The sequence below is a fragment of the Streptomyces umbrinus genome (assembly GCF_030817415.1).
Taxonomy (GTDB): domain Bacteria; phylum Actinomycetota; class Actinomycetes; order Streptomycetales; family Streptomycetaceae; genus Streptomyces; species Streptomyces umbrinus_A.
On record NZ_JAUSZI010000002.1, the window covers coordinates 6,114,623 to 6,138,032 of the forward strand.

21 protein-coding genes are annotated in these 23,410 nt (G+C 68.9%); 11 read left to right on the forward strand and 10 right to left on the reverse strand.

Annotation, left to right across the window (positions count from 1 at the left end):
• Nucleotides 1-10 precede the first annotated feature (10 nt).
• From QF035_RS26830 to QF035_RS26850, 5 genes are all read right to left on the reverse strand, one after another.
• Entirely contained in the window at nucleotides 11-256 is a 246-nt protein-coding gene (locus tag QF035_RS26830; protein WP_307523139.1) for a DUF6458 family protein, read from the reverse strand.
• A 172-nt stretch (nucleotides 257-428) separates the two neighbouring features.
• The gene (locus QF035_RS26835; RefSeq protein ID WP_307523140.1) at nucleotides 429-1,109 is read right to left on the reverse strand and encodes a hypothetical protein; all 681 of its coding nucleotides are present in this window, start codon (nucleotides 1,107-1,109) and stop codon (nucleotides 429-431) included.
• On the reverse strand, nucleotides 1,010-1,750 hold the full coding sequence (locus QF035_RS26840; RefSeq protein ID WP_307523141.1) for a hypothetical protein: 741 nt from the start codon (nucleotides 1,748-1,750) through the stop codon (nucleotides 1,010-1,012). Before QF035_RS26840 ends, QF035_RS26835 begins: the two co-directional genes overlap by 100 nt.
• Before the next feature lie 138 nt (nucleotides 1,751-1,888).
• Nucleotides 1,889-3,187: a M18 family aminopeptidase gene (locus QF035_RS26845; protein ID WP_307523142.1), complete on the reverse strand. Its 1,299-nt coding sequence runs from the start codon at nucleotides 3,185-3,187 to the stop codon at nucleotides 1,889-1,891.
• A 276-nt stretch (nucleotides 3,188-3,463) separates the two neighbouring features.
• Nucleotides 3,464-5,290 (reverse strand): acyl-CoA dehydrogenase, encoded by a 1,827-nt coding sequence (locus QF035_RS26850; protein ID WP_307523143.1) that lies wholly within the window; start codon nucleotides 5,288-5,290, stop codon nucleotides 3,464-3,466.
• 276 nt (nucleotides 5,291-5,566) lie between these two features.
• On the opposite strand from QF035_RS26850, the gene QF035_RS26855 reads away from it, so the two are divergent.
• Nucleotides 5,567-6,061 (forward strand): SseB family protein, encoded by a 495-nt coding sequence (locus QF035_RS26855; RefSeq protein ID WP_307523144.1) that lies wholly within the window; start codon nucleotides 5,567-5,569, stop codon nucleotides 6,059-6,061.
• A 230-nt stretch (nucleotides 6,062-6,291) separates the two neighbouring features.
• Complete coding sequence (locus QF035_RS26860; RefSeq protein ID WP_307523145.1) at nucleotides 6,292-7,263, forward strand: pirin family protein; 972 nt, start codon at nucleotides 6,292-6,294, stop codon at nucleotides 7,261-7,263.
• Between the two features lie 123 nt (nucleotides 7,264-7,386).
• Here QF035_RS26860 and QF035_RS26865 read toward each other — a convergent pair whose 3' ends face one another.
• Entirely contained in the window at nucleotides 7,387-8,763 is a 1,377-nt protein-coding gene (locus QF035_RS26865; RefSeq protein ID WP_307523146.1) for a cytochrome P450, read from the reverse strand.
• A gap of 91 nt (nucleotides 8,764-8,854) precedes the next feature.
• Between QF035_RS26865 and QF035_RS26870 the strand changes: the two genes are divergently transcribed.
• Entirely contained in the window at nucleotides 8,855-9,991 is a 1,137-nt protein-coding gene (locus QF035_RS26870; protein WP_307523147.1) for an AI-2E family transporter, read from the forward strand.
• Here the strand turns inward: QF035_RS26870 and QF035_RS26875 are convergent.
• On the reverse strand, nucleotides 9,895-12,108 hold the full coding sequence (locus QF035_RS26875) for a SpoIIE family protein phosphatase (RefSeq protein WP_307523148.1): 2,214 nt from the start codon (nucleotides 12,106-12,108) through the stop codon (nucleotides 9,895-9,897). The genes QF035_RS26870 and QF035_RS26875 overlap by 97 nt on opposite strands.
• Nucleotides 12,109-12,286: 178 nt before the next feature.
• Here QF035_RS26875 and aspS point away from each other — a divergent pair, with 178 nt between their 5' ends.
• From aspS to QF035_RS26895, 4 genes are all read left to right on the forward strand, one after another.
• Nucleotides 12,287-14,050, forward strand: coding sequence for an aspartate--tRNA ligase (aspS, locus tag QF035_RS26880; protein ID WP_307523149.1), 1,764 nt, complete (start codon nucleotides 12,287-12,289; stop codon nucleotides 14,048-14,050).
• Nucleotides 14,051-14,221: 171 nt separating this feature from the next.
• Nucleotides 14,222-14,917 (forward strand): JmjC domain-containing protein, encoded by a 696-nt coding sequence (locus tag QF035_RS26885; RefSeq protein ID WP_307523150.1) that lies wholly within the window; start codon nucleotides 14,222-14,224, stop codon nucleotides 14,915-14,917.
• Nucleotides 14,918-15,124: 207 nt separating this feature from the next.
• Nucleotides 15,125-16,105: an intradiol ring-cleavage dioxygenase gene (locus tag QF035_RS26890; RefSeq protein ID WP_307523151.1), complete on the forward strand. Its 981-nt coding sequence runs from the start codon at nucleotides 15,125-15,127 to the stop codon at nucleotides 16,103-16,105.
• A gap of 221 nt (nucleotides 16,106-16,326) precedes the next feature.
• On the forward strand, nucleotides 16,327-16,719 hold the full coding sequence (locus QF035_RS26895) for a hypothetical protein (RefSeq protein ID WP_307523152.1): 393 nt from the start codon (nucleotides 16,327-16,329) through the stop codon (nucleotides 16,717-16,719).
• A gap of 126 nt (nucleotides 16,720-16,845) precedes the next feature.
• Here the strand turns inward: QF035_RS26895 and QF035_RS26900 are convergent, their stop codons facing one another.
• Nucleotides 16,846-17,292 carry an ATP-binding protein gene (locus QF035_RS26900; RefSeq protein ID WP_307523153.1) on the reverse strand — a complete coding sequence of 149 codons (447 nt, stop codon included), beginning with the start codon at nucleotides 17,290-17,292 and terminating at the stop codon, nucleotides 16,846-16,848.
• Nucleotides 17,293-17,529: 237 nt separating this feature from the next.
• Here QF035_RS26900 and QF035_RS26905 point away from each other — a divergent pair, with 237 nt between their 5' ends.
• Genes QF035_RS26905 through QF035_RS26915 form a run of 3 tightly spaced genes read left to right on the forward strand, consistent with a single transcriptional unit; the run spans nucleotide 17,530 to nucleotide 19,025 of the window.
• Nucleotides 17,530-18,372 (forward strand): helix-turn-helix domain-containing protein, encoded by an 843-nt coding sequence (locus tag QF035_RS26905; RefSeq protein ID WP_307523154.1) that lies wholly within the window; start codon nucleotides 17,530-17,532, stop codon nucleotides 18,370-18,372.
• Between the two features lie 3 nt (nucleotides 18,373-18,375).
• A complete protein-coding gene (locus QF035_RS26910) occupies nucleotides 18,376-18,555 on the forward strand; it encodes a DUF397 domain-containing protein (RefSeq protein WP_079053342.1) in 180 nt (59 codons plus the stop codon).
• A gap of 2 nt (nucleotides 18,556-18,557) precedes the next feature.
• Entirely contained in the window at nucleotides 18,558-19,025 is a 468-nt protein-coding gene (locus tag QF035_RS26915) for a hypothetical protein (protein ID WP_307523155.1), read from the forward strand.
• Here QF035_RS26915 and QF035_RS26920 read toward each other — a convergent pair whose 3' ends face one another.
• On the reverse strand, nucleotides 19,026-19,403 hold the full coding sequence (locus QF035_RS26920; RefSeq protein WP_307523156.1) for a hypothetical protein: 378 nt from the start codon (nucleotides 19,401-19,403) through the stop codon (nucleotides 19,026-19,028).
• Between the two features lie 20 nt (nucleotides 19,404-19,423).
• Nucleotides 19,424-21,607, reverse strand: coding sequence for a tetratricopeptide repeat protein (locus QF035_RS26925; protein ID WP_307523157.1), 2,184 nt, complete (start codon nucleotides 21,605-21,607; stop codon nucleotides 19,424-19,426).
• Between the two features lie 671 nt (nucleotides 21,608-22,278).
• Between QF035_RS26925 and ltrA the strand changes: the two genes are divergently transcribed.
• Nucleotides 22,279-23,334 (forward strand): group II intron reverse transcriptase/maturase, encoded by a 1,056-nt coding sequence (gene ltrA, locus QF035_RS26930; protein ID WP_307518095.1) that lies wholly within the window; start codon nucleotides 22,279-22,281, stop codon nucleotides 23,332-23,334.
• Nucleotides 23,335-23,410: the final 76 nt, after the last annotated feature.

Below are 23,410 nucleotides of genomic sequence, written 5' to 3' on the forward strand. Positions count from 1 at the left end.
CCGTCGGTGATCAGGCGCCGTAACCGTCGCTGTACCCGCCGCGGTTGCGCTGCTCCTCGGTGACCACCGGTGTGGTGGGCGGCACCACGACCCGGCGCCGCTTGGCGATGCTGCTGAACGTCGCCACACCGATCAGACCGACGATCATGAAGATGATGCCGACCAGGTCGAGGTTGACCCCCTGCATGTCCCAGTCGGTCGCGAACGTGAGGATCGCCCCTGCGGCGATCAGAATGATGCACCCGCCCAGGCCCATGGGTGTCGCCTCCTGTTTGAAACACAGTTCGTTCCGGGCCCGGAGACCGTGCGGTTCCCGGGTCCGAGGCGAGTACCCGGACCCGGTCCCTCCATGCAGGGGAGATCTCCGCGGGCGGATGAGGCGGGACGGACCAGGGAGATTGGCCAGGGAGACCGATCAGGGAGACGGGTCAGGGGAGTTGGACGAAGACCGGTTCGCTGTACGCGGCCTGCCAGTCGGCGCTTCCCGCGAAGTACGCCCGGTAGTGGCCCTGTCCGGCGGGCGCGGCGAACGTGCCCTGGAACAGGGAGCCTTCCTGCGGGTCGCCGAAGCCGGGTACGACCGCCGTCACCGTCGTCCAGCCGGTGGCGCCGTCGGCCGAGTACTGGATCTGCACCTTGTTGTCGGCGTCCGAGGGCGTGCTCTCGCCGGTGTAGAGGCGTCCCTGGGCGGTGAGCCGGGAGTTCGTGCCGACGGTCACGGCGAAGGAACCGATGGAGGCGGCGCGAGCGACCTCGACCTTCAGGGGCTCCTCCGCGCTCGCGTCGAGGTACGTGCCCGGGAGGACGTTGACCTGCACGGTGCCGGAGCGGGGCATCAGCAGCTCTCCGGAGAACCGGCCCTCGGCGTCGGTGACGGGCCGCACCGCGGCGGCTCCCGAGTCGGTGCTCCACAGCGCGCGGACCGTGGCCCCGGCAAGCGGCCGCCAGTCGTCGTCGATCCACACCTCGGCGCGGCCCGAGACCGTCACGGGCTCGCCCTCGACGGTGCTCAGCTCGTCGGTGTCGAGCAGTACCCGGGTGCCGACCTGACCGGCGACACGGAGACCGTCGCGCCGTCCTGGGACCCCGGTGCGGCCAGTTGGAGCCACGGAGAGACGCTGCCCCCGCCGTCGTACGTGTGCGCGTACGCGGTGGAGAACCGGCCGTCGGCGTCCGTGCTCGCCGAGACGGTCTCGCCCGTGTTCGAGGTCGCGATCTCGACGGCGTTGTCCGCGGCGGGAGTCGTCTCCCCGGTACGCGGGTCCGTGATCGTGTACCGGCCGGACACGGAGATCTGTTGGTGGCCGAAGTCGGGGTGCTCCGGCGTGACCTCGAAGTCGTGAAGGTCGGCCGTGCGCCAGTACTCGAATCCGGCGGCGCTCTGTGTCGTGGAGGTGTCCCCGTCGGCGTCGGTCAGGTCGACGACGATGCGGTAGGTGCCCAGCTCGGCGAGGCGCAGCGGGGCGGTCGCCGTCCAGCGGCCGTCCGACTCGCTCCCCGAGCCGAGGGCGAACTCGCTGACGGTGGCGACCTCTTCGGAGCTTCCCCCGGCATACAGATGAGCGGTGATCGAGGTGATGGCGCTGTCCGAGCGCGCGGTCACCGAGACCAGGCCGGTGGACTGTTCGCCGGTGCCGCCCGCGACCACCAGCTCGGGTGCGGTCGTCGCGGCGGACGCCGTCGGAACCGGCCCCAGCAGCAGTCCGGCCGCGACCGACGCGCAGGCGAGCAGCATGGAACGCCGTCTCATATCAAGTCCCCCCGTGGGCAAGATGTTCGACCAAGGTGTTTCACCGGGTGATTGACCACGGTGATTGATCAAGACGGCATCGTATGGCGGAGGGGCCTGTCATGAACAGGTTCAAAACTGGGCCCACCTGAGGCAGCTCTATCCCTCCAGGAACCCCACCAGTGAGTTCGCCAGCAGGAACGGGTCGGTGGCGCCGCAGAGTTCGCGGGCGCTGTGCATCGAGAGGATGGCCACGCCGATGTCGACCGTCTTGATGCCGTGGCGGGCGGCGGTGATGGGGCCGATGGTGGTGCCGCAGGGCATGGAGTTGTTGGAGACGAACGTCTGGAAGGGCACGTCGGCCTTCTCGCAGGCGGCGGCCCACACGGCGCGGCCCGAACCGTCCGTCGCGTAGCGGTTGTTGACGTTCACCTTGAGGATCGGGCCGCCGCCCGCGCGCGGGTGGTGCGTCGGGTCGTGCCGCTCGGCGTAGTTCGGGTGGACGGCGTGACCGGTGTCGGAGGAGAGGCAGACCGTGCCGGCGAAGGCGCGGGCCCTGTCCTCGTACGAGCCGCCGCGCGCGAACACCGAACGCTCCAGCACGCTGCCCAGCAGTGGCCCGTCCGCTCCCGTGTCCGACTGCGAGCCGTTCTCCTCGTGGTCGAACGCCGCGAGGACCGGGATGTAGGAGAGGGGCTCGTCGGCCGTCGCCACGGCCGTCAGCGCGGCCGTACCTGCGTGCACGGACAGCAGGTTGTCCATGCGCGGGCCCGCGAGCAGCTCCTTGTCGCGGCCCAGGTAGGCGGGCGGTTCGATGGAGTGCACCATCAGGTCCCAGCCGGTGGTCTCGCCCTCGGTGAGCCCCGACTCCTCCTCCAGGAAGCGGATCAGGTCGCCGTCGCGCACGTCGTTGCCCAGGCCCCAGATGGGCTGCAGATGCCGCTGCTTGTCGAGCTTGAGGCCGTCCGAGGTGACGGACCGGTCCAGGTGGATGGCGAGCTGGGGCACGCGCAGCAGCGGCCGGTCGATGTTCACGAGCCGCGTCGAGCCGTCCCGGAGCGACAGCCGTCCGGCGAGGCCCAGGTCCCGGTCGAGCCAGGAGTTGAGGAGCGGGCCGCCGTAGACCTCGACCGCGACCTGGCGCCAGCCGTGCGCACCGCTGTCCGGGCGCGGTTTCACCCGCAGGTTGGGGGAGTCGGTGTGCGCCCCGACGATGCGGAAGGCGGTGTGCGGCTCGGCGCCCTCCGGCACGTACCAGGCGACGATCGCGCCCCCGCGCAGCACGTACTTTCCACCGCTCGTCCCGTCCCACGCGTCGGTCTCCGCGACCTGCCGGAAGCCCGCCTTCTCCAGCCGCTCGGCGGCGTTCGCCACGGCGTGGTACGGGGACGGGCTCGCCGCCAGGAAGGACATGAGGTCGTCGGTGTGTCCGCGGTCGAAGCGTGGGGGTGTGCGCATGGGTTCACCTTAACGACGTACGAAGGCCCGCTCCCGGGGATGGGAACGGGCCTTCGTGAGGGGTGTGTACAGACGGTGGGACGGGTCCGGACGTTCGGCGCGAACGTGACGGCTCACGGCCCGAGCGCCGACCCTGCAGGTGCGTGAACGCCGACCCTGCGGGTGCGTGAACGCCGACCCTGCGGGTGCGTGAACGCCGACCCTGCGGGTGCGTGGGGGCTGGTCGCGCAGTTCCCCGCGCCCCTGAAGAAGGGCGGGGCTGCGCCCCGCCCTTCTTCAGAACGCGGCTTCGTCCAGCTCCATCAGGTCCAGCTCGACGCCCTCGGCGAGCTTGCGCGCACCGGTGACGCCCGGCAGGACGTTCGCCGCGAAGAACTTCGCCGCGGCGATCTTGCCGGTGTAGAACGGCCGGTCCTTCGCCGAGGCCGTCTCCAGCTTCTCGGCGGCGACGGCGGCACCCTTCAGGAGCAGGTAGCCGACGACGACGTCACCCGAGGCCATCAGCAGGCGGGTGCTGTTGAGACCGACCTTGTAGATGTTCTTGACGTCCTGCTCGGTCGCCGCGAGGTCGGTCAGCATCAGGCCGACGATGGCCTCCAGCTCGACGGCCGCCTTGGCGAGGTGCTCGCGGGCGCCGGACAGCTCCTCGCCGCCGGTGCCGAGCGCCAGGAACTTCTTGATGTCCTCGGCGAGGGAGTTGAGGGCCGCGCCCTGGTTGCGGACGATCTTCCGGAAGAAGAAGTCCTGGCCCTGGATCGCGGTCGTACCCTCGTACAGGGTGTCGATCTTGGCGTCGCGGATGTACTGCTCGATCGGGTACTCCTGGAGGAACCCGGAGCCGCCGAAGGTCTGCAGCGACTGGGCGAGCTGCTCGTAGCCCTTCTCGGAGCCGTAGCCCTTCACGATCGGCAGGAGCAGGTCGTTGAGGGCCTCCAGGGCGGACGCGTCCTCGCCCTCGGCCTCCTTGACCTGGATCTCGTCCTGGAGCGCGGCGGTGTGCAGCACCAGGGCGCGCATGCCCTCCGCGTACGCCTTCTGCGTCATCAGCGAGCGGCGCACGTCCGGGTGGTGCGTGATGGTGACCTTGGGCGCGGTCTTGTCCATGAACTGCGCGAGGTCGGGGCCCTGGACGCGCTCCTTGGCGTACTCAAGGGCGTTCAGGTAGCCCGTCGACAGCGTCGAGATGGCCTTCGTGCCGACCATCATGCGGGCGAACTCGATGATGCGGAACATCTGGCGGATGCCGTCGTGCTTGTCGCCGATGAGCCAGCCCTTGGCCGGGTGGCGGTCGCCGAACGTCATCTCGCAGGTGTTGGAGGCCTTGAGGCCCATCTTGTGCTCGACGTTCGTCGCGTAGGCGCCGTTGCGCTCGCCCAGCTCGCCGGTCTCGAAGTCGAACTCGTACTTCGGGACGAGGAAGAGGGACAGGCCCTTGGTGCCGGGGCCGGCACCCTCGGGACGCGCGAGCACGTAGTGGAGGATGTTCTCCGACATGTCGTGCTCACCGGACGTGATGAAGCGCTTGACGCCCTCGATGTGCCAGGAGCCGTCCTCCTGCTCGACCGCCTTGGTACGCCCCGCGCCCACGTCCGAGCCGGCGTCCGGCTCGGTGAGAACCATGGTGGAGCCCCACTGCTTGTCCACGGCGATCTTCGCGATGTGCTTCTGGACCTCGTTGCCCTCTTCGAAGAGGATGCCCGCGAACGCGGGGCCCGAGCAGTACATCCAGACCGCCGGGTTCGCGCCGAGGATCAGCTCCGCGTACGCCCAGATCAGGGAGCGGGGGGCGGTGGTGCCGCCGATCTCCTCGGGGAGGCCGAGCCGCCAGTACTCGGAGTCCATGAAGGCCTGGTAGGACTTCTTGAAGGATGCCGGGACGGGCGCCGTGTTGGTCTCCGGGTCGAAGACCGGAGGGTTGCGGTCGGCGTCCGCGAAGGACTCGGCCAGCTCGTTCTCCGAGAGGCGGGTCAGCTCTTCGAGGATGCTCTTGGCGGTCTCGGTGTCCATCTCCGCGAACGGGCCGGTGCCGTACAGCTTGTCGCGCCCGAGCACCTCGAAGAGGTTGAACTCGATGTCGCGGAGATTCGACTTGTAGTGCCCCATGGCGACGGCTCCGTTAAAGATCGGGGAGGTGGGTGAGTCCTCGGTGACGAGTCCTCGTACCTTGTTCGAGTCTGGTGCGCATACGGTCCACGTACCAACTAGTAGCTACGATGATGCTACCCGTCGGTAATAAGAATCAACCCCTGATTGCCCAAGTGTGAGCAGGGTCTACATTTCGGGGTCCACCTTCGGGTGGGAGTGCACGACTCCGCCACCTGTTCGAGGAAATCCGCCGGGGACGACCGGGCGGCCCGCCCCGCCAGTACTCTTGCCCCCATGTACGGCTACGACCAGAACGTGGGACCGGGGCAGCAGTACACACAGCCCCAGCCGCCGCCGCAGCAGCAGATGCCCGGTGGCGTCGGCGGCGTCGGCGGATACGGCCAGCAGCCGCCGCTCTACCCCGAGCCGTCGCCGCCGTCGCTCGCGGACGCGGTGCGCGCGTTCACCACGGGGTCGCTGACCCCCGAGGACTTCCAGCAGGTCTTCGCCACCTCGAAGGTCTACTGCCCGCGCGGTGACAACCCCGGATTCCTGGCGCTGCACAACACCCAGCAGCCCGTGATCCCGATGTTCACCTCGCTCAAGGAACTGCGCCGGTACGCCGGCAAGGAGTCCAAGTACTTCGTGGTCATCGGCGCCGAGGTGATCGACCTGCTCCCCACCGGCTACGGCTTCGTCCTCGACATGGAGGGCGAGCACCGCATCGTCTTCGACGCGAAGGCGGTCGAACAGATGGTCGACTTCGCCATGCGCCGGATGTACGGCTGACCGCGCTTGCTCCACAGACGGCCGACAGACACCGCCACGCGCAGACGGCAAGCGCGTACTGCCCGGTAGGGCCGGCTCGTACAGCCGGCCCGCATGGCCGACCTGTACAGCTGGCCCGCACGACCCGCTCCACACGTGACGCCCGGAGGGAATGCCCTCCGGGCGTTCTGCGTTCCAGGTGGCAGAAAGTTCGAGATTCAACTAAACTTCGAGCACAAGGAGGTACCGACATGCCTGCAGTGACCGTCGAGAACCCGCTGACCCTGCCCCGTGTGGCCGCGTCGACCGAGGCCGTGGCACGTCCTGTGCTCGCCGTGACCACCGCGCCGAGCGGCTTCGAGGGTGAGGGCTTCCCGGTCCGCCGCGCGTTCGCCGGGATCAACTACCGCCATCTCGACCCGTTCATCATGATGGACCAGATGGGTGAGGTGGAGTACGCGCCGGGCGAGCCCAAGGGCACGCCTTGGCACCCCCACCGCGGCTTCGAGACCGTGACCTACATCATCGATGGCGTCTTCGACCACCAGGACTCGAACGGTGGCGGTGGCACCATCACCAACGGCGACACCCAGTGGATGACCGCGGGCTCGGGCCTCCTGCACATCGAGGCCCCGCCGGAGGCGCTCGTCGTGTCGGGCGGTCTCTTCCACGGGCTCCAGCTGTGGGTGAACCTGCCGGCCAAGGACAAGATGATGGCGCCGCGCTACCAGGACATCCGCGGCGGCTCGGTCCAGCTGCTCAGCACGCCCGACGGCGGCGCGCTCCTGCGCGTCATCGCCGGTGAGCTGGACGGCCACCAGGGTCCCGGCATCACGCACACGCCGATCACCATGATCCACGCGACCGTGACCCCCGGCGCCGAGCTCACGCTCCCGTGGCGCGAGGACTTCAACGCCCTCGCGTACGTGATGGCCGGCCGCGGCAGTGTCGGTACGGACCGCCGTCCGGTCCACACCGGGCAGACGACCGTCTTCGGCGCGGGTTCCTCGCTGACCGTCCGTGCGGACGAGAAGCAGGACGCCAACACCCCGGACCTGGAGGTCGTCATCCTGGGCGGACAGCCGATCCGGGAGCCGATGGCCCACTACGGCCCCTTCGTGATGAACACCCGCGAGGAGCTGCAGCAGGCCTTCGACGACTTCCAGAAGGGGCGGCTGGGGACCATTCCCGCCGTGCACGGGATGACGGAGGGCGGGCTGTAGTCGCCCGTTCGACACCCTTTCGACGCCCGGTCCGCGGTCGGCCCGCAGGGTCCGGTACAGCACGAGGCAGGCCCGGAGCCGCAGGTTCGTCCTGCGACTTCGGGCCTGTCTCGTTGTGTGCGGTCAGCCGCGGGCCCGCACCCGTACCCGTGCCGGACCCGTCGCCTGGAGGGTGATTCCCGCTGTCAGGGGGACCTCCGTGTCCACGGCCTCCAGTTCGTACGAGCGCAGCAGGGCCGCCAGGGCCAGTACGGACTCCAGCATCGAGAAGTACTGGCCGATGCAGGCGCGCGGGCCGCCGCCGAAGGGGAACCAGGCGTAGCGGTGGCGGGCCGCCTCCCGTTCGGGGGTGAAGCGGTCGGGGTCGAAGCGTTCCGGGTCGTCCCACAGGTCCGGGTGGCGGTGGGTGACCCAGGGCAGGACCAGGACGTCCGCGCCCGCCGGGATCAGATGTCCTTCGACCTCCGCGGCCTCGACGGACCGGCGGCCGACCACCGGAGCGGCCGGATACAGCCGCATGGCCTCCTTCAGCACCCTTGTCAGGTAAGGGAGTTCGTCGAGGTCGGCGGCCGAGGGCGCCCGCCCCGACGGCAGCCGGTCGGCCTCCTCCTGGGCCCGCTTCCGGGCCTCCGGGTGGCGGGCGAGGAGATGGAGCGCGAAGGCCATGGATGTCGCGGTCGTCTCGTGGCCCGCGACCAGGAAGACCAGTACCTGGTTACGGAGTTCGTCCGCGTCGAGGATGCCGTCCTCCTCGCTGCTGGCCCGGGAGAGAAGGGAGAGCAGGTCGTCGCCCTCGGTGGAGGCGGCCCCGGCCGTCGCGTCGGCCGCCCTGCGCTCAGCGATGATCCGGTCGCAGACCGCGTACACCGCCTGGGACGCCGCCTCGGCCCGGCGGTTGGACGGGAGGGGCCAGGAGCGCGGCGGGTTGACGGGGGAGAAGCCGCGCCGCGTCACGTACTCGCTGACCACGGGGAAGTTGTCGTGGATGACCTCGACCGCGGCCTCGACGTCCGCGCCGAACAGGATGCGGGAGACCGTGCGCAGCGCGAGCCGGTCCATCTCCCGGACCACGTCGACGACGCCGTCGGCCGCGTCCCGCCAGCGCTCGACCGTGCCGTCGGCCTCCAGCGTCACCGCCGTGGCATAGGTGTCCACCTGCCGTTGCGTGAACAGCGGCTGGATCAGACGGCGTTGGCGCCGGTAGTCGGCGTCCTGCGCGGTCAGCAGGCCGTTGCCGGCGGACTGCCTCAGCTCCTCGTAGAACTGGTTGTCCTTGCGGAAGTTGGCCGCCTGCGAGGCCAGGATCTGCTGCACGCCCTCCGCGGAGAAGACGCAGTGCAGCACCGAACGGACTCCCGGTGGGCCCGCCGAGAGACGCGCCACGTCGCCGTGGTCCCGCCGGGCGCGGAGGAAGGCATCCAGCGCGTCGCGCCGGAGGTCGAGTGCCGAGCCGAGCAGGGGGAGGCCTTTGGGCCCTGGTATCTCAGTGATGGCGGCCATGGTTCGCATCATCGCGCACCGGTCCCCCGGCGGGTCCCCCTTTCAGCCCTCCCGGAGCGCCGCCCCGACTGACGCATGGTCAGGTGGAGGCGTGCAGCCCCTGCTTCCGGAATCCGCCCGGCTCCTGCCCGAACCCGTGCGCCGCGTGGCCGCCTGGTGCGTCGTCGCTCTGCTGGTGACCGGGGTCGTGGTGGTCGGGGTGCGGCTGTGCGTCGAATTCAAGACCGCGGTGGTGCCGGTGCTGCTCGCGCTGCTCGGGACGGCGCTGCTCCGGCCGCTGTACGGGCGACTCGTGCGGGCGAAGGTGAACCGGTCGATCGCGGCCGGTGTGACCTGTGCCGCCGTGCTCGCCGTCGTCGGCGGGGCCACGTACATCGTGGTGGCCGCGCTGATCGACACCGGTGACGAGATCACCGCCTCGCTCAAGCAGGCCGCCGAGTCGCTGTCCGAGCACTTCGGGGCGGCCGGCACCTCGCTCGACGACCTCGCCTCCAACGCCAAGGAGCTGCTGGGCAAGTTCGGCGGGACGGCGGCGTCCGGGGTGATCAGCGGGATCAGCGTCGTGGGCCAGGCCATCGCCATGGCCGTCCTCGCGCTGCTGCTCGTCTTCTTCTTCCTGCGGGACTCGCACCGCGCGGCCGGGACCCTGCGCTCGCTGGTGCCACAGGGCTCGGGCGACATGGCCGAGGCGATGGCGCGGCGGGCTTATCAGGCCGTCGAGGGGTTCATGCGCGGGACGACGTTCATCGCGCTCATCGACGCGATCTGCATCACCGTGGGCCTGCTCGTGCTGCGGGTGCCGGGGGCCGTCGGGCTCGGCGCGCTCGTGTTCGTCGGCGCGTACATCCCGTATCTGGGCGCCTTTCTGTCCGGCGCTGTGGCGATTCTGGTGGCCCTCGCGGACCGGGGTTTCGTGATCGCGCTGTGGGCGCTGGGGGTCGTCCTGGCCGTGCAGGTCCTTGAGGGGCATGTGCTCCAGCCGATGATCCAGAGCCGGACCGTGCAGATGCACCCCGCCGTCGTCATGCTGGCGATCACCGCGGGCGCGTCCGTGGCGGGCATCCTCGGGATGCTGCTGGCGGTGCCCCTGACGGCGGCGGCGTTCGGGGTGATCGCTGAACTGCGGGGACGTTACGCGTCTTTGGAGACGTCGGTGACCCCGGAGAAGCCGGGAAGCCCGGGCTCGGCCTCGCCGCCCGGCTCCTCGCCGCCCGGCTCCTCCTCGTAGAGCTCGAACCAGATGCTCTTGCCCTCGCCTCGCGGGTCCACCCCCCACGCGTCCGCGAGCAATTCCATCAGCATCAGGCCCCGCCCGGAGGACGCCAGTTCGCCGGGGTGCCGCTTGTGGGGCAGGTCGTCGCTCCCGTCCGTCACCTGGATCCGTATCCGACGGGCACCCGCTCCGCCCGTCATCTCGGCGACGAGCAGCGCGTCCGCGTCGGTGTGGACGAGGACGTTCGTGATCATCTCGGATACCAGCAGGACCGCCGAGTCGACCTGGTCGGCGGAGGCCCAGTCGTGCAGGAACTCCCGCAGCTGCTGCCGGGCTCCCGCGACCCGCTGGTGCTCGGCCTGAGCGACGGTCACCATCGTGCGGCGTACGGAGGACCGCTCGGTCAGGGTGCCGCCGAGGCTGCTGTCCTCCCCCGCCCTGTTCAGCAGCAGTACCGCTATGTCGTCCTCGCGGCGGTCCACCAGGGGTCCGGTCGTGTGGTGGGAGGAGGGCCCGTGCACGGCCTGGACCAGTGCGTCGGCCAGTTCCTCCATGTCGCCGTCGTGGCTCTCCAGGATCTTGCGGATCCGCCGCCAGCCGGTGTCCAGGTCGTGCCCGCCGGTCTCGATGAGCCCGTCCGTGCAGATCAGCATGGTCTCGCCGGGCTCCAGGACGAGCCGCGTCGTCGGATAGTCGGCGTCCGGGTCGATGCCGAGCGGCAGCCCGCCCGCGGTCGGCCGGGTCAGCACGGTCCCGTCGGCCATGCGTATCGCCGGATCCGGATGCCCGGCCCTGGCTATCTCCAGGACCCCGCTCTCCGGATCCACCTCCACATACAGGCAGGTCGCGAAGCGCAGGTCCGAGATCTCCTCGTCGTACGTGATCCCGTACAGGAAGCGGGAGGCGCGGGAGAGGACCGCGTCCGGGCGGTGTCCCTCGGAGGCGTACGCCCGCAGTGCGATCCGGAGCTGGCCCATCAGTCCGGCGGCGCGTACGTCATGGCCCTGGACGTCGCCGATGACAAGGGCGAAGCGGCCACCCTCGGGGCTGTTCCGGGAGGTGCCGCCGGGCAGCGGGATCATGTCGTACCAGTCGCCGCCCACCTGGAGTCCGCCGCCGGTGGGCACATACCGGGCCGCGACGCTCATGCCCGGGATCTGCGGCCCCAGGGTGGGCAGCATCGAGCGCTGGAGGCCGTCCGTGAGCTCCCGCTCGGACTCGGCGACCCCGGCCCGCGAGAGGGCCTGTGCCAGCATCCGCGCCACCGTCGTCAGCACGGAACGCTCGTCGGGCGTGAACGTGACGGGGTACGTGAAGGCCGCCATCCACGCGCCCATCGTGCGCCCTGCGAACGTGAGCGGCAGGAACGCCCAGGACTGGCGGTCGAAGTGCTGGGCGAGCGGCCAGGCGGCCGGATAGCGGTCGCGGTAGTGGTCGGGCGAGGAGAGATAGACGGCACGGCCGGTGCGGACGACCTCCGCGGCCGGATAGTCCGTGTCCAGCGGCATCTGGGTGAACGGCTCCTCGTCCCCGGGGTTGTGCCCGTGGTGGCCGATGACCGTCAGCCGGTCGCCCGCCGCGCCGAAGACCGCGAGCCCGTCCGGCGAGAAACCGGGCATTGACAGGCCCGCCGCGACCCGCAGCACCTCCGCCGTGGACCGTGCCTCGGCCAGCGCCCGCCCCGCGTCCAGCAGGAACGCCTCCCGCGAGCGTCTCCAGTCACCCGTGACCGGCGTACGCGCGGCGGAGCCCGGCTGCGGCTCGGTGACCTCCTGCATGGTGCCGATCAGCTGGTACGACCCGGTGCCCGGGTCGATCGACGGCTTGGAACGGCTGCGTACGGTACGGATCACATGGCCCTGCTCGTCCATGACCCTCAGCCGCAGCTCGGCGAGTGTGCCCTCGACGACGGCGAGCTGGACGACCCCGTTGACCTCGTTCCAGTCGACGGGGTGGAAACGGGCGCGTACACCTGCCTCCGTGAGCACGGTCGGCTCCGCGGGCAGGCCGAGGAGCCGGGCGGCCTCGGCGTCGAGGGTGACCTTCCCGGCGGCGTCGTCCCACCTCCACAGGCCGGTGGCGAGGGTGGCGAGGACGTCCCCCACTGAGGGAAGGGGATCACCGATGCGCATTGCCCCACTGTATGAAGAGGTGAACGAAAGCTGCCACCGAGGCAGGTGAGGGGCGCGTGGGCGCTGAGCGGCAGCCGGTGGCGGAACTATTGCGGACAGCGATCTTGGGGCGGCCGGTAGGCTTGCTGTGTTTCACGTGAAACAACGCCCCCGACCGCGAAGACTGGATGAAACGACGATGCATCGGTACAGGTCCCACACCTGCGGCGAGCTCCGCGCCTCTGACGTCGGCAGCGACGTCCGGCTGAGCGGCTGGCTGCACAATCGCCGAGACCTGGGCGGCATCCTCTTCATCGATCTGCGCGACCACTACGGCATCACGCAGCTCGTCGCCCGCCCCGGTACCCCCGCGTACGAGGCCCTGGACAAGCTCTCCAAGGAGTCCACGGTCCGTATCGACGGCAAGGTCGTCTCGCGTGGCGCGGAGAACGTGAACGCGGAGCTGCCGACCGGCGAGATCGAGGTCGAGGTGGGCGAGGTCGAGCTGCTCGGCGCGGCCGCCCCGCTGCCCTTCACGATCAACGCCGAGGACGGTGTGAACGAGGAGCGGCGTCTGGAGTACCGCTTCCTCGACCTGCGACGCGAGCGCATGCACCGCAACATCCTGCTGCGTACGTCGGTCATCTCCGCCATCCGTCACAAGATGACGGCGCTGGGCTTCAACGAGATGGCGACCCCGATCCTCAGCGCCACCTCCCCCGAGGGCGCGCGCGACTTCGTGGTCCCGTCCCGCCTGAACCCGGGCAAGTTCTACGCCCTCCCCCAGGCGCCGCAGCAGTTCAAGCAGCTGCTGATGATCTCGGGCTTCGACCGGTACTTCCAGATCGCGCCCTGCTTCCGTGACGAGGACGCGCGCGCCGACCGTTCGCCGGGCGAGTTCTACCAGCTCGACGTGGAGATGTCCTTCGTCGAGCAGGAGGACGTGTTCCAGCCCATCGAGAAGCTCATGACCGAGCTGTTCGAGGAGTTCGGCAAGGGCCGTCACGTGACGTCCCCGTTCCCGCGCATCCCGTTCCGCGAGTCGATGCTGAAGTACGGCTCGGACAAGCCGGATCTGCGGGCCCAGCTGGAGCTCGTCGACATCACCGACGTCTTCGAGGGCTCGGAGTTCAAGGCCTTCGCGGGCAAGCACGTACGGGCCCTGCCGGTGCCGGACGTGGCCGCGCAGTCCCGCAAGTTCTTCGACCAGCTCGGTGACTACGCGGTCTCGCAGGGCGCGAAGGGCCTGGCCTGGGTGCGGGTGGCCGAGGACGGTTCGCTGACGGGCCCGATCGCGAAGTTCCTGACCGAGGAGAACGTCGCCGAGCTGACGAAGCGCCTGTCGCTCGCGGCCGGCCACGCGGTCTTCTTCGGCGCGGGCGAGTTCGACGAGGTCTCGAAGATCATGGGCGCGGTCCGCGTCGAGGCCGCCAAGCGCGCCGGGCACTTCGAGGACGGCGTCTTCCGGTTCTGCTGGATCGTCGACTTCCCGATGTACGAGAAGGACGAGGAGACCGGGAAGATCGACTTCTCGCACAACCCGTTCTCGATGCCGCAGGGCGGTCTGGAGGCCCTGGAGACCCAGGACCCGCTGGACATCCTGGGCTGGCAGTACGACATCGTCTGCAACGGCGTCGAGCTGTCCTCCGGCGCCATCCGGAACCACGAGCCGGACATCATGCTCAAGGCCTTCGAGATCGCGGGCTACGACCGTGAGACCGTCGAGGAGCAGTTCGCGGGCATGCTCCGCGCCTTCCGCTTCGGCGCCCCGCCGCACGGCGGCATCGCCCCGGGCGTCGACCGCATCGTGATGCTCCTCGCCGACGAGCCGAACATCCGGGAGACCATCGCGTTCCCGCTGAACGGCAACGCGCAGGACCTGATGATGGGCGCGCCGACGGAGCTGGACGAGACGCGACTGCGGGAACTGCACCTTTCGGTGCGCAAGCCTCAGCCGAAGTAGGGCCCTGCGGGCCCCGCTCTCAGGTTCGGTTTGCGGGTCCGGCTCTCGGGTCGGGCCCGCAGGGCGCTCCGCTGGGAGGTCTCGCTTTGTCTGCGGGGCCGTTGTGGCTGGGCGCGCAGTTCCCCGCGCCACTTTAGGGGCGCGCCGGGACTTGCCTGCTCAGCCAGGCTCGTGATCGTCCTCGGGGTCCGGGCGGGGCGGGAGTCGCAGGTCGCCCGGTACCGGGCCCTCGTCGTCGCTGCCTCGGGTGTAGCGGTGTATGCGTACCTGGAGGTTCATGCGCCGGGACTCCTTGCTGAGGCGGCGCCGCTCGCGTCGGCCGGCTTCGTCGTCGTCCAGTGCCGCCGCCTGGCACAGCTGTTCTCGGCCAAAGCCGGAGCCGTGGAGTTCTGGACGCGGGCGGGGGAGGACGGCCTGCGCGTCCACCGCGACGACGGCCACCTGTTCGTGGTGCAGATCTCCGGGATCAAGCGCTGGTATCTGTACGACACCCCGCGCGACGCGGCCGACTGGAGCCCCGGATACGTCGAGGACCTGGCGAGCGCCCGGACCGTCGACCTGCGGCCCGGCCAGGTGCTGTATCTGCCCGAGGGCATCGTCCACCACACCCGCACCCTCGACACGGAGTCCGTGCACGTCACCGTCGCGATCAGGGAGCCCCGGCTGCGGGACACGGTCGAACTGGCCGTACGCGCCTGCCTCGCACGCATCCCGGACCACGCGACCCTGTCGGGGACCGGAGCCGAGCGGGAGGAGACGGCCGACGAACTCCTGACCCGGCTCGCCGAAGCGCTCGGGCGCGTGGACCGGGCCGCCCTGGTACGTGACCTGTCGCGCCGCGCGGCCGAGACCCGCGGCAGCCGCTGAGCTGCGGGGCTCCGGTCGTGAGTCGCAGGGCCACGGTCGTGGGAGGTAGGGCCACGGTCGTGGGAGGTAGGGCCACGGTCGTGGGAGGTAGAGCCACGGTCGTGAGAGGTAGGTCTGCGATCGATTCGCGCCACGTTCTTCATGGACACAGCAACCCACAGTCCGTGCCCACGCCCTTGACAGTCTTCTTACCTAACTTCCCTGTCCATGACGGGAATCCAAGGAAACCAAACAGCCCAGGGTCCGAAACACAAGCGGAACGTGACGCGTCGCAAGGTCGTCGTGGCAGGTGGCGCGGCGGTGGCCGCGGTGGGCGTGGGCGGCACGATCGCCGCGACCGCGAACGCCGGCCAGACGAAGAAGAGCGCCTCGCCGACCGCCTCCTCCACCTCTTCGGAGACGTGCTACAAGCTCACGTCGGAGACCACCGAGGGCCCGTACTACATCGACGCGGACAAGCTCCGCCAGGACATCACCGAGGACCGGGAGGGCATCCCGCTGACCCTGCGCCTCAAGGTGATCGACAACGAGACCTGCAAGCCCATCAGAAACGCCGCCGTCGACATCTGGCACTGTGACGCGCTGGGCCTGTACTCCGGGTACGAGGACCTCTCCTCCGGCGGCGGCGGGGGCACGCCGCCCAGCGGAACGCCCACCGATGTCCCGTCCGGCACGCCGACCGGCTCCCCGCCCGCGGGTGGCGGCGGTGGCGGCCACGAGGAGCCGACCGACGACAAGCGCTACTTGCGCGGCACGTGGAAGACGGACAAGCAGGGCTTCGTCACCTTCAAGACGGTCTTCCCGGGCTGGTACCGGGGCCGCTGCGTCCACATCCACACCAAGGTGCACGTCAGCGGCACCTGGACGGACGCCGGCTACGAGGGCGGGAACACCTGCCACACCGGCCAGTTCTTCTTCGACGAGGAGTCGGTGCTCGCCTCGGCGGAGGTCGAGCCGTACTCCACGTCGACGACCGAGCGCACGACGCTCACCGAGGACACCATCTACGACCAGTCCGGCACGGCCGGTGGTCTCCTCAAGCTCAAGTACAAGAAGAACGGCATCGCCAAGGGCGTCCTCGGCACCATCACCATGGGCGTCGACCCGGACGCGACCCATGAGGGCACGGACGACGCGGTGCAGCCGGGCGCGTCGGCGTCCGCGTCGGCCTCGGCCTCGGCCTCGTAGCCCGGTTCGGCGCTGACCGCAGGGCGGTCCCGGGGAGTGGGACCCTGGGCCCGCCCTGCTCGCTCGGCGGTCATGGATCGGCAATTCGTGGGCATCTGATCAGGTGGCGCACAGGATTCTCGTCGGAGACGCACAGCGGCAGGGAGTCTGATGGGTGGTGCGGGACGAGAACCTCCCGCAGGAGACCGGCAGCGCCGGAGGAGAGACCACCGGAGGACATCATGGGATTCGCCGTGCTGCTCGCACTGCTGCTGATCGTCGGGGCGGTGGCCGCGGTCGTCGTACAGCGGCGGTCGAACGGCGGGGGCGCCATGTCCGACCTGGACGCGGAGGCCGAGGCCAACCGCTGGGTGGTCCGGCTGGGCGGCAGCCTGTCCGCCTTCACCGCCGGCGCGCGGGCCGACCGGACCGCGGCCCGCGAACTCTCGGCCGCCGCCGAACGCCACCGCACCGCCCGCCACCAGTTGGCCACCGCCCGCACCCCCGCCGAGTACGCGGTGGTGACCCGCACCGCCCTGGAGGGCATGCACCATGTCCGCGCGGCCCGCACGGCTCTGGGCATTGCCTCGCCCTCGGGCCAACGCCGGCACCAAAGAGATCACGTCCGGACGTAACGAGACCCCGTAACGAGATCCCGTCCGGACTCGGTGAGGCGACACCTGAGTACGTAGATTGAATCTACGTAGATGCCATCTACAGAAGTACGCGCCGATAGTCGTTTGTCGGGGTGAGCGGGGCGTTCACGCCGTCTGGGCCAGTTCGCACCACACGAACTTGCCGTTGGTGTGCGGTAGTTGGGCCGCGGCGCCCAGGGAGTACCAACCCCACTTGTCCGCGCACTCCTCCACGAGGGTGAGGCCGCGGCCCGATTCGAGGGCCGGGTTCGGCATGGCCGCCAGGGCTGGGGGTGCGGGAGGTCTGGGGTCCGTGTCCCATACGCCGATACGGAGGACCGGCGCCACCCAGCGAAGCCTTATGGCCGCCGGGCCCTTCGTGTGCTGTACGGCGTTGGCCACGAGCTCCGTCGCGACCAGCTCGGCCACCTCCGTGAGGTGGGGCAGGCCGTGGAGGGTGAGGATCAGGCGGAGGGTGCGGCGACAGATCGTGACGGCCCGGGGGTCGTTGGGCAGGGAGAGGGTGTACTGCCATGGTTCGCCGAACGGGTCTTCGGATGCGGGTGCGGGCATGACGAACTCCTGGTCAGGGAGGGAGGGGTGCGGTCGTCGGGCGGTGGCTGTGTCGCTCCCGTCGTGGCATGGCGGGGCGGTGCGCTTCCGGGGTCCCGGGGTTCCGCAGCGTGTGCGTCGCGTCACCGACGGTAGGGCCAAATGTTTCGCCCAGGCAAGTCGTTCGCGTAACCTGACACCCGATCGGGGACGTTCAACCCCGTCTGAGGACCCTGTCGTTCAGGAAGTGGGGGCAGTGTGCCCGCGAGGATTCAGCCGACCGCTCGGCAAGTACGCCTCGGTGCTGAGCTGCGGAAACTGCGGGAGGCGGCGGGGCTGACCTCCCGGCAGGCGGCCGCGTTGCTGGGGACCAACCCGGCTCAGATGAGTCAGATCGAAGCGGGCAACGCGGGAGTCAGCGGAGAGCGCGTGCGCAAGCTCGGAGTGCAGTACGACTGCTCCGACACGGAGTTGATCGACGCCCTGGTGGAGATGGCGACAGACCGTACGCGCGGTTGGTGGGAGGAGTACCGAGGTGTGCTGCCCGCCGTCTTCCAGGACTTGGCGGAGCTGGAACACCACGCCACCTTCATGCGGGTGGTCGGCACCGTCCACGTGCCCGGACTGCTTCAGACCGAGGAGTACGCGCGGGCGGTGTTCGCGTATGTGGTGCCGGAACTGCCTGAGAACGAGGTGGAGTTGCGTGTGGAGCACCGGATGCGCCGTCGGCAGATCCTCTCCGGAGTCCCCTACGAGGCGGTGCTCCATGAGTCCGTACTGCGTACGCGCGTTGCCGATCGCCGGGGTGCCCGTGCTCAACTCGACGAGTTGCTGAGCCAGTCGGAGCGGTCGAACGTAAGCGTGCGGGTGATCCCGTTCGACGCCGATGGGTTTGCCGGGGCGGGCGCGATGATGCTTTACGCCGGTGGGCGAGTACCGGCGCTGGACACCGTGCAGCGGGACGCCCCGTACGGCTCGATGTTCCTGGACGCCTCTGCTCGACTACTGGCCATGCGAACGCTCTTCCGTAGGGTGGAGTCGGCAGCGCTGACGGCTGCCCGGTCTCGGGACTACATCAGCCGACTGACGAAGGAGCTGTGAGCCGTGATCCAGTGGCAGAAGTCCTCATTCTCCGGTGGCGGAGACGGCAACGAGTGCGTTGAACTCGCCCCCGGAGACGGCTTGTTGCTCCTCCGTGAAAGCGATGACCCCGCCCGAATACTCTCCGCCACCCCTACCGGCCTCGCCGCCCTCCTCCACCACCTCCGGGCGAACCGTCCCTGACCGTGGACGACGACGAGGAGTTCACGTACGCCCTGAAAACCGTCCTGCGAGACCTGCGTGCGCAATGCCCCGTACAGCCGGACCTCCGCAAGGACGACGACGAGTTTCGCGGGGTCATGCTCTACGCCCCCGACGGCTCCGGCCAGGGCGTGTACGCGGAGCCGGACGGCAGGCCCGCCATGCTGCTCGCCCACGTCGCGGACCAGGTTCAGGAGTGGGCGGTGGAGGCCCTGTGGGGGCAGGGCGAACCGGCGGTCTGGCCCCGGTGCCCGAGCCACCTGGACACGCACCCGCTGGCCGCGACCGTGGAACAGGTGGAAGAGGGGGACGCGGTCTGGGTCTGCCCGAGTACCGGCAACACCGAGGCCCGCATCGGCGAACTGCCTGTGTCGGAAGCGGGTGCAGGTGTGAGCGGCCGAGCGTTTCGTCGTGGCCGAGGCGGACGAAAACACTCACGGCGAGGCCGCTGATCAGGTCGACCCGTCGCCGTTCTGGGCGCTGTTGAGCGTCTCCTCGATGGTGATGTCGATGCAGCGCTCGCGCTCTGCCGGGCTGACCCCCGCCTGGGGCGTGTCGAGCCGGTCGAGCTGCACACGGACGCGGCGGGTGACTGCCTCGGGTGGTGGCGTGGGGTTGCTCTTCCTGAGGTCGTTGTAGACGGTCCAGGTGAGACTGGCGATGCTCACGATGAGAGCGCCGAGGGAGATGGGGTCGACGTACTGGTCGGGGCGGGTGGTGGTGTCGCGGGTGTGGAGGGCGACTTCCACGTCCGTGGTGAGCGCCGGGGCATGCGGCGTGATCAGCCGCTTCGCCGCGGCGCGGGCGCCGAGTTCGACCGGGTCGGCCATGGGTGATCTCCTTGCGGTGCTCAGTCGGTGGCGGGTGGGTCTTCTGCGAGGACGAAGTCGCGTACGGGCGAGGGAAGGGGGCTGCCGGTGACTGACTGCCAGGTCTGTTCGAGGGCGCCTATTCCCAGGGAATTGGTCAGGCGCTTGAGATGGGCGGGGCCGGGGCCGGTCAGAGGATGTGGGAACTGCTCAAACTGGGTGACGCATTGGACCATCCACTTGAGAGCCTCCCCCGGTTGCTGCCGGTTCCCGGCCAGAAGACCGAGTTGCCCGTAGGTGCTGGCCATGTCGGGCCGGTTGTCGAGGTCTTCGTTGATGGTGAGGGATTGGCGGTACCAGTCTTCGGCTTCGTCGAGTCGGCCTCGTTCTTGGGCGACCATGCCGAGTTGGTGGTAGGTGCCGGCCATGCCGGGTCGGCTGCCGAGGTCTTCCTTGATGGTGAGGGATTGGCGGTACCAGTCTTCGGCTTCGTCGAGTCGGCCTCGTTCTTGGGCGACCCTGCCGAGCTGGTGGTAGATGACGGCCATGCCGGGTCGGCTGCCGAGGTCTTCGTTGATGGTGAGGGATTGGCGGTACCAGTCTTCGGCTTTGTCCAGTCGGCCTCGTTCTTGGGCGACCCTGCCGAGCTGGTGGTAGATGACGGCCATGCCGGGTCGGTCGCCGAGGTCTTCGTTGATGGTGAGGGATTGGCGGTACCAGTCTTCGGCTTCGTCGAGTCGGCCTCGTTCTTGGGCGACCCTGCCGAGTTGGTGGTAGGTGCTGGCCATGCCGGGTCGGTTGCCGAGGTCTTCGTTGATGGTGAGGGATTGGCGGTACCAGTCTTCGGCTTCGTCGAGTCGGCCTCGTTCTTGGGCGACCACGCCGAGCTGGTGGTAGGTGACGGCAAGACGGCTGCGCTGCTCCGAGGCAGCCGGTTGTAGCTGCAGGGCGTGCAGGATGTTTCTGTATGTGCGTTCGGCTTGGCCGAGTTGGCCGGCCGTGACTTGCCGGTTCGCTTGAGAGCCCGTTAGGAACAGCCACAGTGCGCCGGCGGAGGAGTTCAGGTCGGGCGCGTTGCCATCGGAGTCTTCCACGGCCACTCGCGTGCGGTTGACCCATGCACGAGCCTCCTCCACGAATCCTCGCGCGTCCCAGTACTCCTCCAGCGGCTGGGCAATGTCCTGTGCCTGGTCCCACAGGCTGTGGTCGAGCGCGTAACCAAGCAGGCTCCCCAGAGTCCTCCGTTGGAGGTGGATCACCACCATGGCCAACTGGGCGTCCCCGCTCTGAATCTGCTGGAGTAGCCATCCGCCGAAGGAGGCGTATGCGTCGAGGAGGGCGAGTTCGGCAGCTCTGCGCAGCTCTTGGTGGCGGCCAAGGGCCAGGGTCTGCCAGAGAGAGGTCAGATAGGAGGGCAGGGCCGGATGAATGCGGTACATACCCGCGCCCAGAGATGTCAGCAGCCCCACCTCCGTCGCCCGCTCCAAAACCTGCGCCCACTCGGAGGAGGTGCGGCCCTGATACCACTCCGGAACATCGGGAAGTGTCGAGAATTGGCCCAACACGTCAGCATCAACAACTCCATGGAAGAGGCTGACCACGGTAAGAGCGTGCTGGTCCGCGGCCGACAGGTGCGTGAAGGAATAGGCGATGCTGGCGGACAACGATGTGGTGCGGTCGCTGCCTTCGGTGTCCGCCAACGGCGTAGTGCCCCGGAGGCTGGCCAGCAGTTCCCGCGGCCCGGTGCTGTCCAGACGAGGCAGGATCAGCCGCATGCTGAGCGGGTGTCCGTCGAGCCACTGCATCAGCTCGCCGAACGCCTTCGACTCCCGGCGCTGCTTGGTGTCCGGGTAGGAGGACAGCAGCTGGTCCGCGTACTCGTTGGCCTCATCGGTCTCCAAGCCGCCCACCTCGATCCGCCGTCGCTCGACGCCGAGCCAGGTCTCCGGGGTACGGCTGGTCACGATGATCGCGCTTTTGCCCTTCGTCGCGATGTGGTCAAGGAAGCCGCGCAGTTCCTCGCGCTCGGGTTCGGTCAAGGGCTGGGTGGCGTGGGTGGGATCGGGCAGGGTGTGGACGGATTCGAAGTTGTCCCAGATCTTGTGTCCTGAACATGAAAGGGAGTTGGTTGTAGGAACAGCTTCCGAAAATGGTGCTGTGCGGAAGATGAAGGATTTGTGGCCCTTCGGAGTCGCCCTGCGGGGGGAGACTTCAAACCGCCTCATGCTGCGTTGGGTTGAAGACCGTCGTGGTGAGCGATGAGGAAAAGGCGTTGTAAGAGGCGTCAGGTGGGGACCGGGAAGACGAACGCAAGTGAATCGCTGCTGATGTGTCGAAAGACAAACAGATGACATCGAAACCGGGGCATGATCTGGGCTCCGGGATGAGCCTGGCGGGTGCCCGTTTATTGGCCAGGTGGTGTCCGGCATGTAGGCGACGTGAGCCCGGTCTGCGGCTTCCGCATGGAACAGGAGAAGGCAGGCCCCGACACTGTCCGCCGCGTGGCGGCGGGCGAGAGGGAGTGCCCCAAGCGGCGGACACCGCGAGGGGTCGAGTACCGATGCGGGGCCTGCCGGCGGACCGGCTCGTAGTAGTGATGAAGCCCCTGTAATGGGGGTGGAGCGAAGGGGCCGGGTCGTTCGTGACTGAGTTGATCGCATCAACCGGACGGTGTCCGGGAGGAGTTCGATGGGCCAGTTGAAGTCGCAGGCCAAGCCGTTTGATATTTCGAAGTGGGAAGTCAAGGAGGCGTGGGAGGAAGTCAGGGTGAACAGAGGCGCACCAGGAGTGGATGGGCAGAGTATCGACGACTTCGAGAAGGACCTGAAGAATAATCTGTTCAAGGTCTTGGAACCGGATGTCGTCGGGCTCTTACTTTCCACCGCCGGTGCGTGCGGTGGCCATTCCCAAGCCGCACGGCGGCGGCACGAGAATGCTCGGCATTCCCGCTGTCGCCGACCGAGTGGCGCAGACCGTAGTGGCCCGGCACCTGATGCGAAGGGTGGAGCCCATTTTCCATCCGGACAGCTTCGGATACCGGCCCGGGCGGTCCGCCTTGGACGCGGTGGGGAAATGCCGGGAGCGCTGCTGGAAGCGGGACTGGGTGGTGGAGTTCGACATCGCCAAGTTCTTCGACAGTGTGCCCTGGGACCTGCTGGTCAAGGCGGTGGAGGCGCACACTGACGCCGTTTGGGTGAAGTTGTATGTGCGGCGGTGGCTTGCGGCCCCGCTCGCCATGCCCGACGGCTCCCTGCTGGAGCGGGAGCGAGGGACCCCACAGGGGGCTCCGGTTTCTCCCGTATTGGCGAACCTGTTCCTGCACTACGCGTTCGACATGTGGATGGCCCGGGAGTTCCCGGCCGTCTGGTTCGAGCGCTATGCGGACGATGCGGTGCTGCACTGCGTCTCCGAGCGCGAGGCCCAGCGGGTGCTGGCCGCGCTCACGGGCAGGATGGCCGAGGTCGGGCTGCAACTGCACCCGGCCAAGACCCGGATTGTGTACTGCCAGAACGGCAAACGCCGACGCTCCTACGAGCACACCGCGTTCACCTTCCTCGGATACACCTTCCGCGCCAGGCGAAGCCGGAACCGGCACGGCAGGCAGTTCCTGTCGTTCGACCCGGCGGTCAGCAAGGACGCCCTGACGAGGATGAGCCGGGAGGTGCGCTCCTGGCACCTGCACACCCGCTCGGACCTTTCCTTCAACGAGCTCGCCCGCAGGACCAACCCTGTGGTGGCGGGCTGGCTCAACTACTACAGCCGCTTCCGGCCGTGGGAGTTGCGCACCTTCGCGATGCGCATCAACGCCTACCTGGTGCGTTGGATCCGCCAGAAGTACAAGCGGCTCGCGGGCAGACGGAAGGCCCTTGCGAAACTCGTGGAGATCGCTCAGCGATACCCCCGTATGTTCGCGCACTGGCGCCTGACGACGGATGCCGTACTGGCCTGCTGATCAGAACGGCAAGAGCCGTGTAACGGGCGACTGTTACGCACGGTTCTGTGAGAGCCGAGGGGTGAGATTCCCCTCG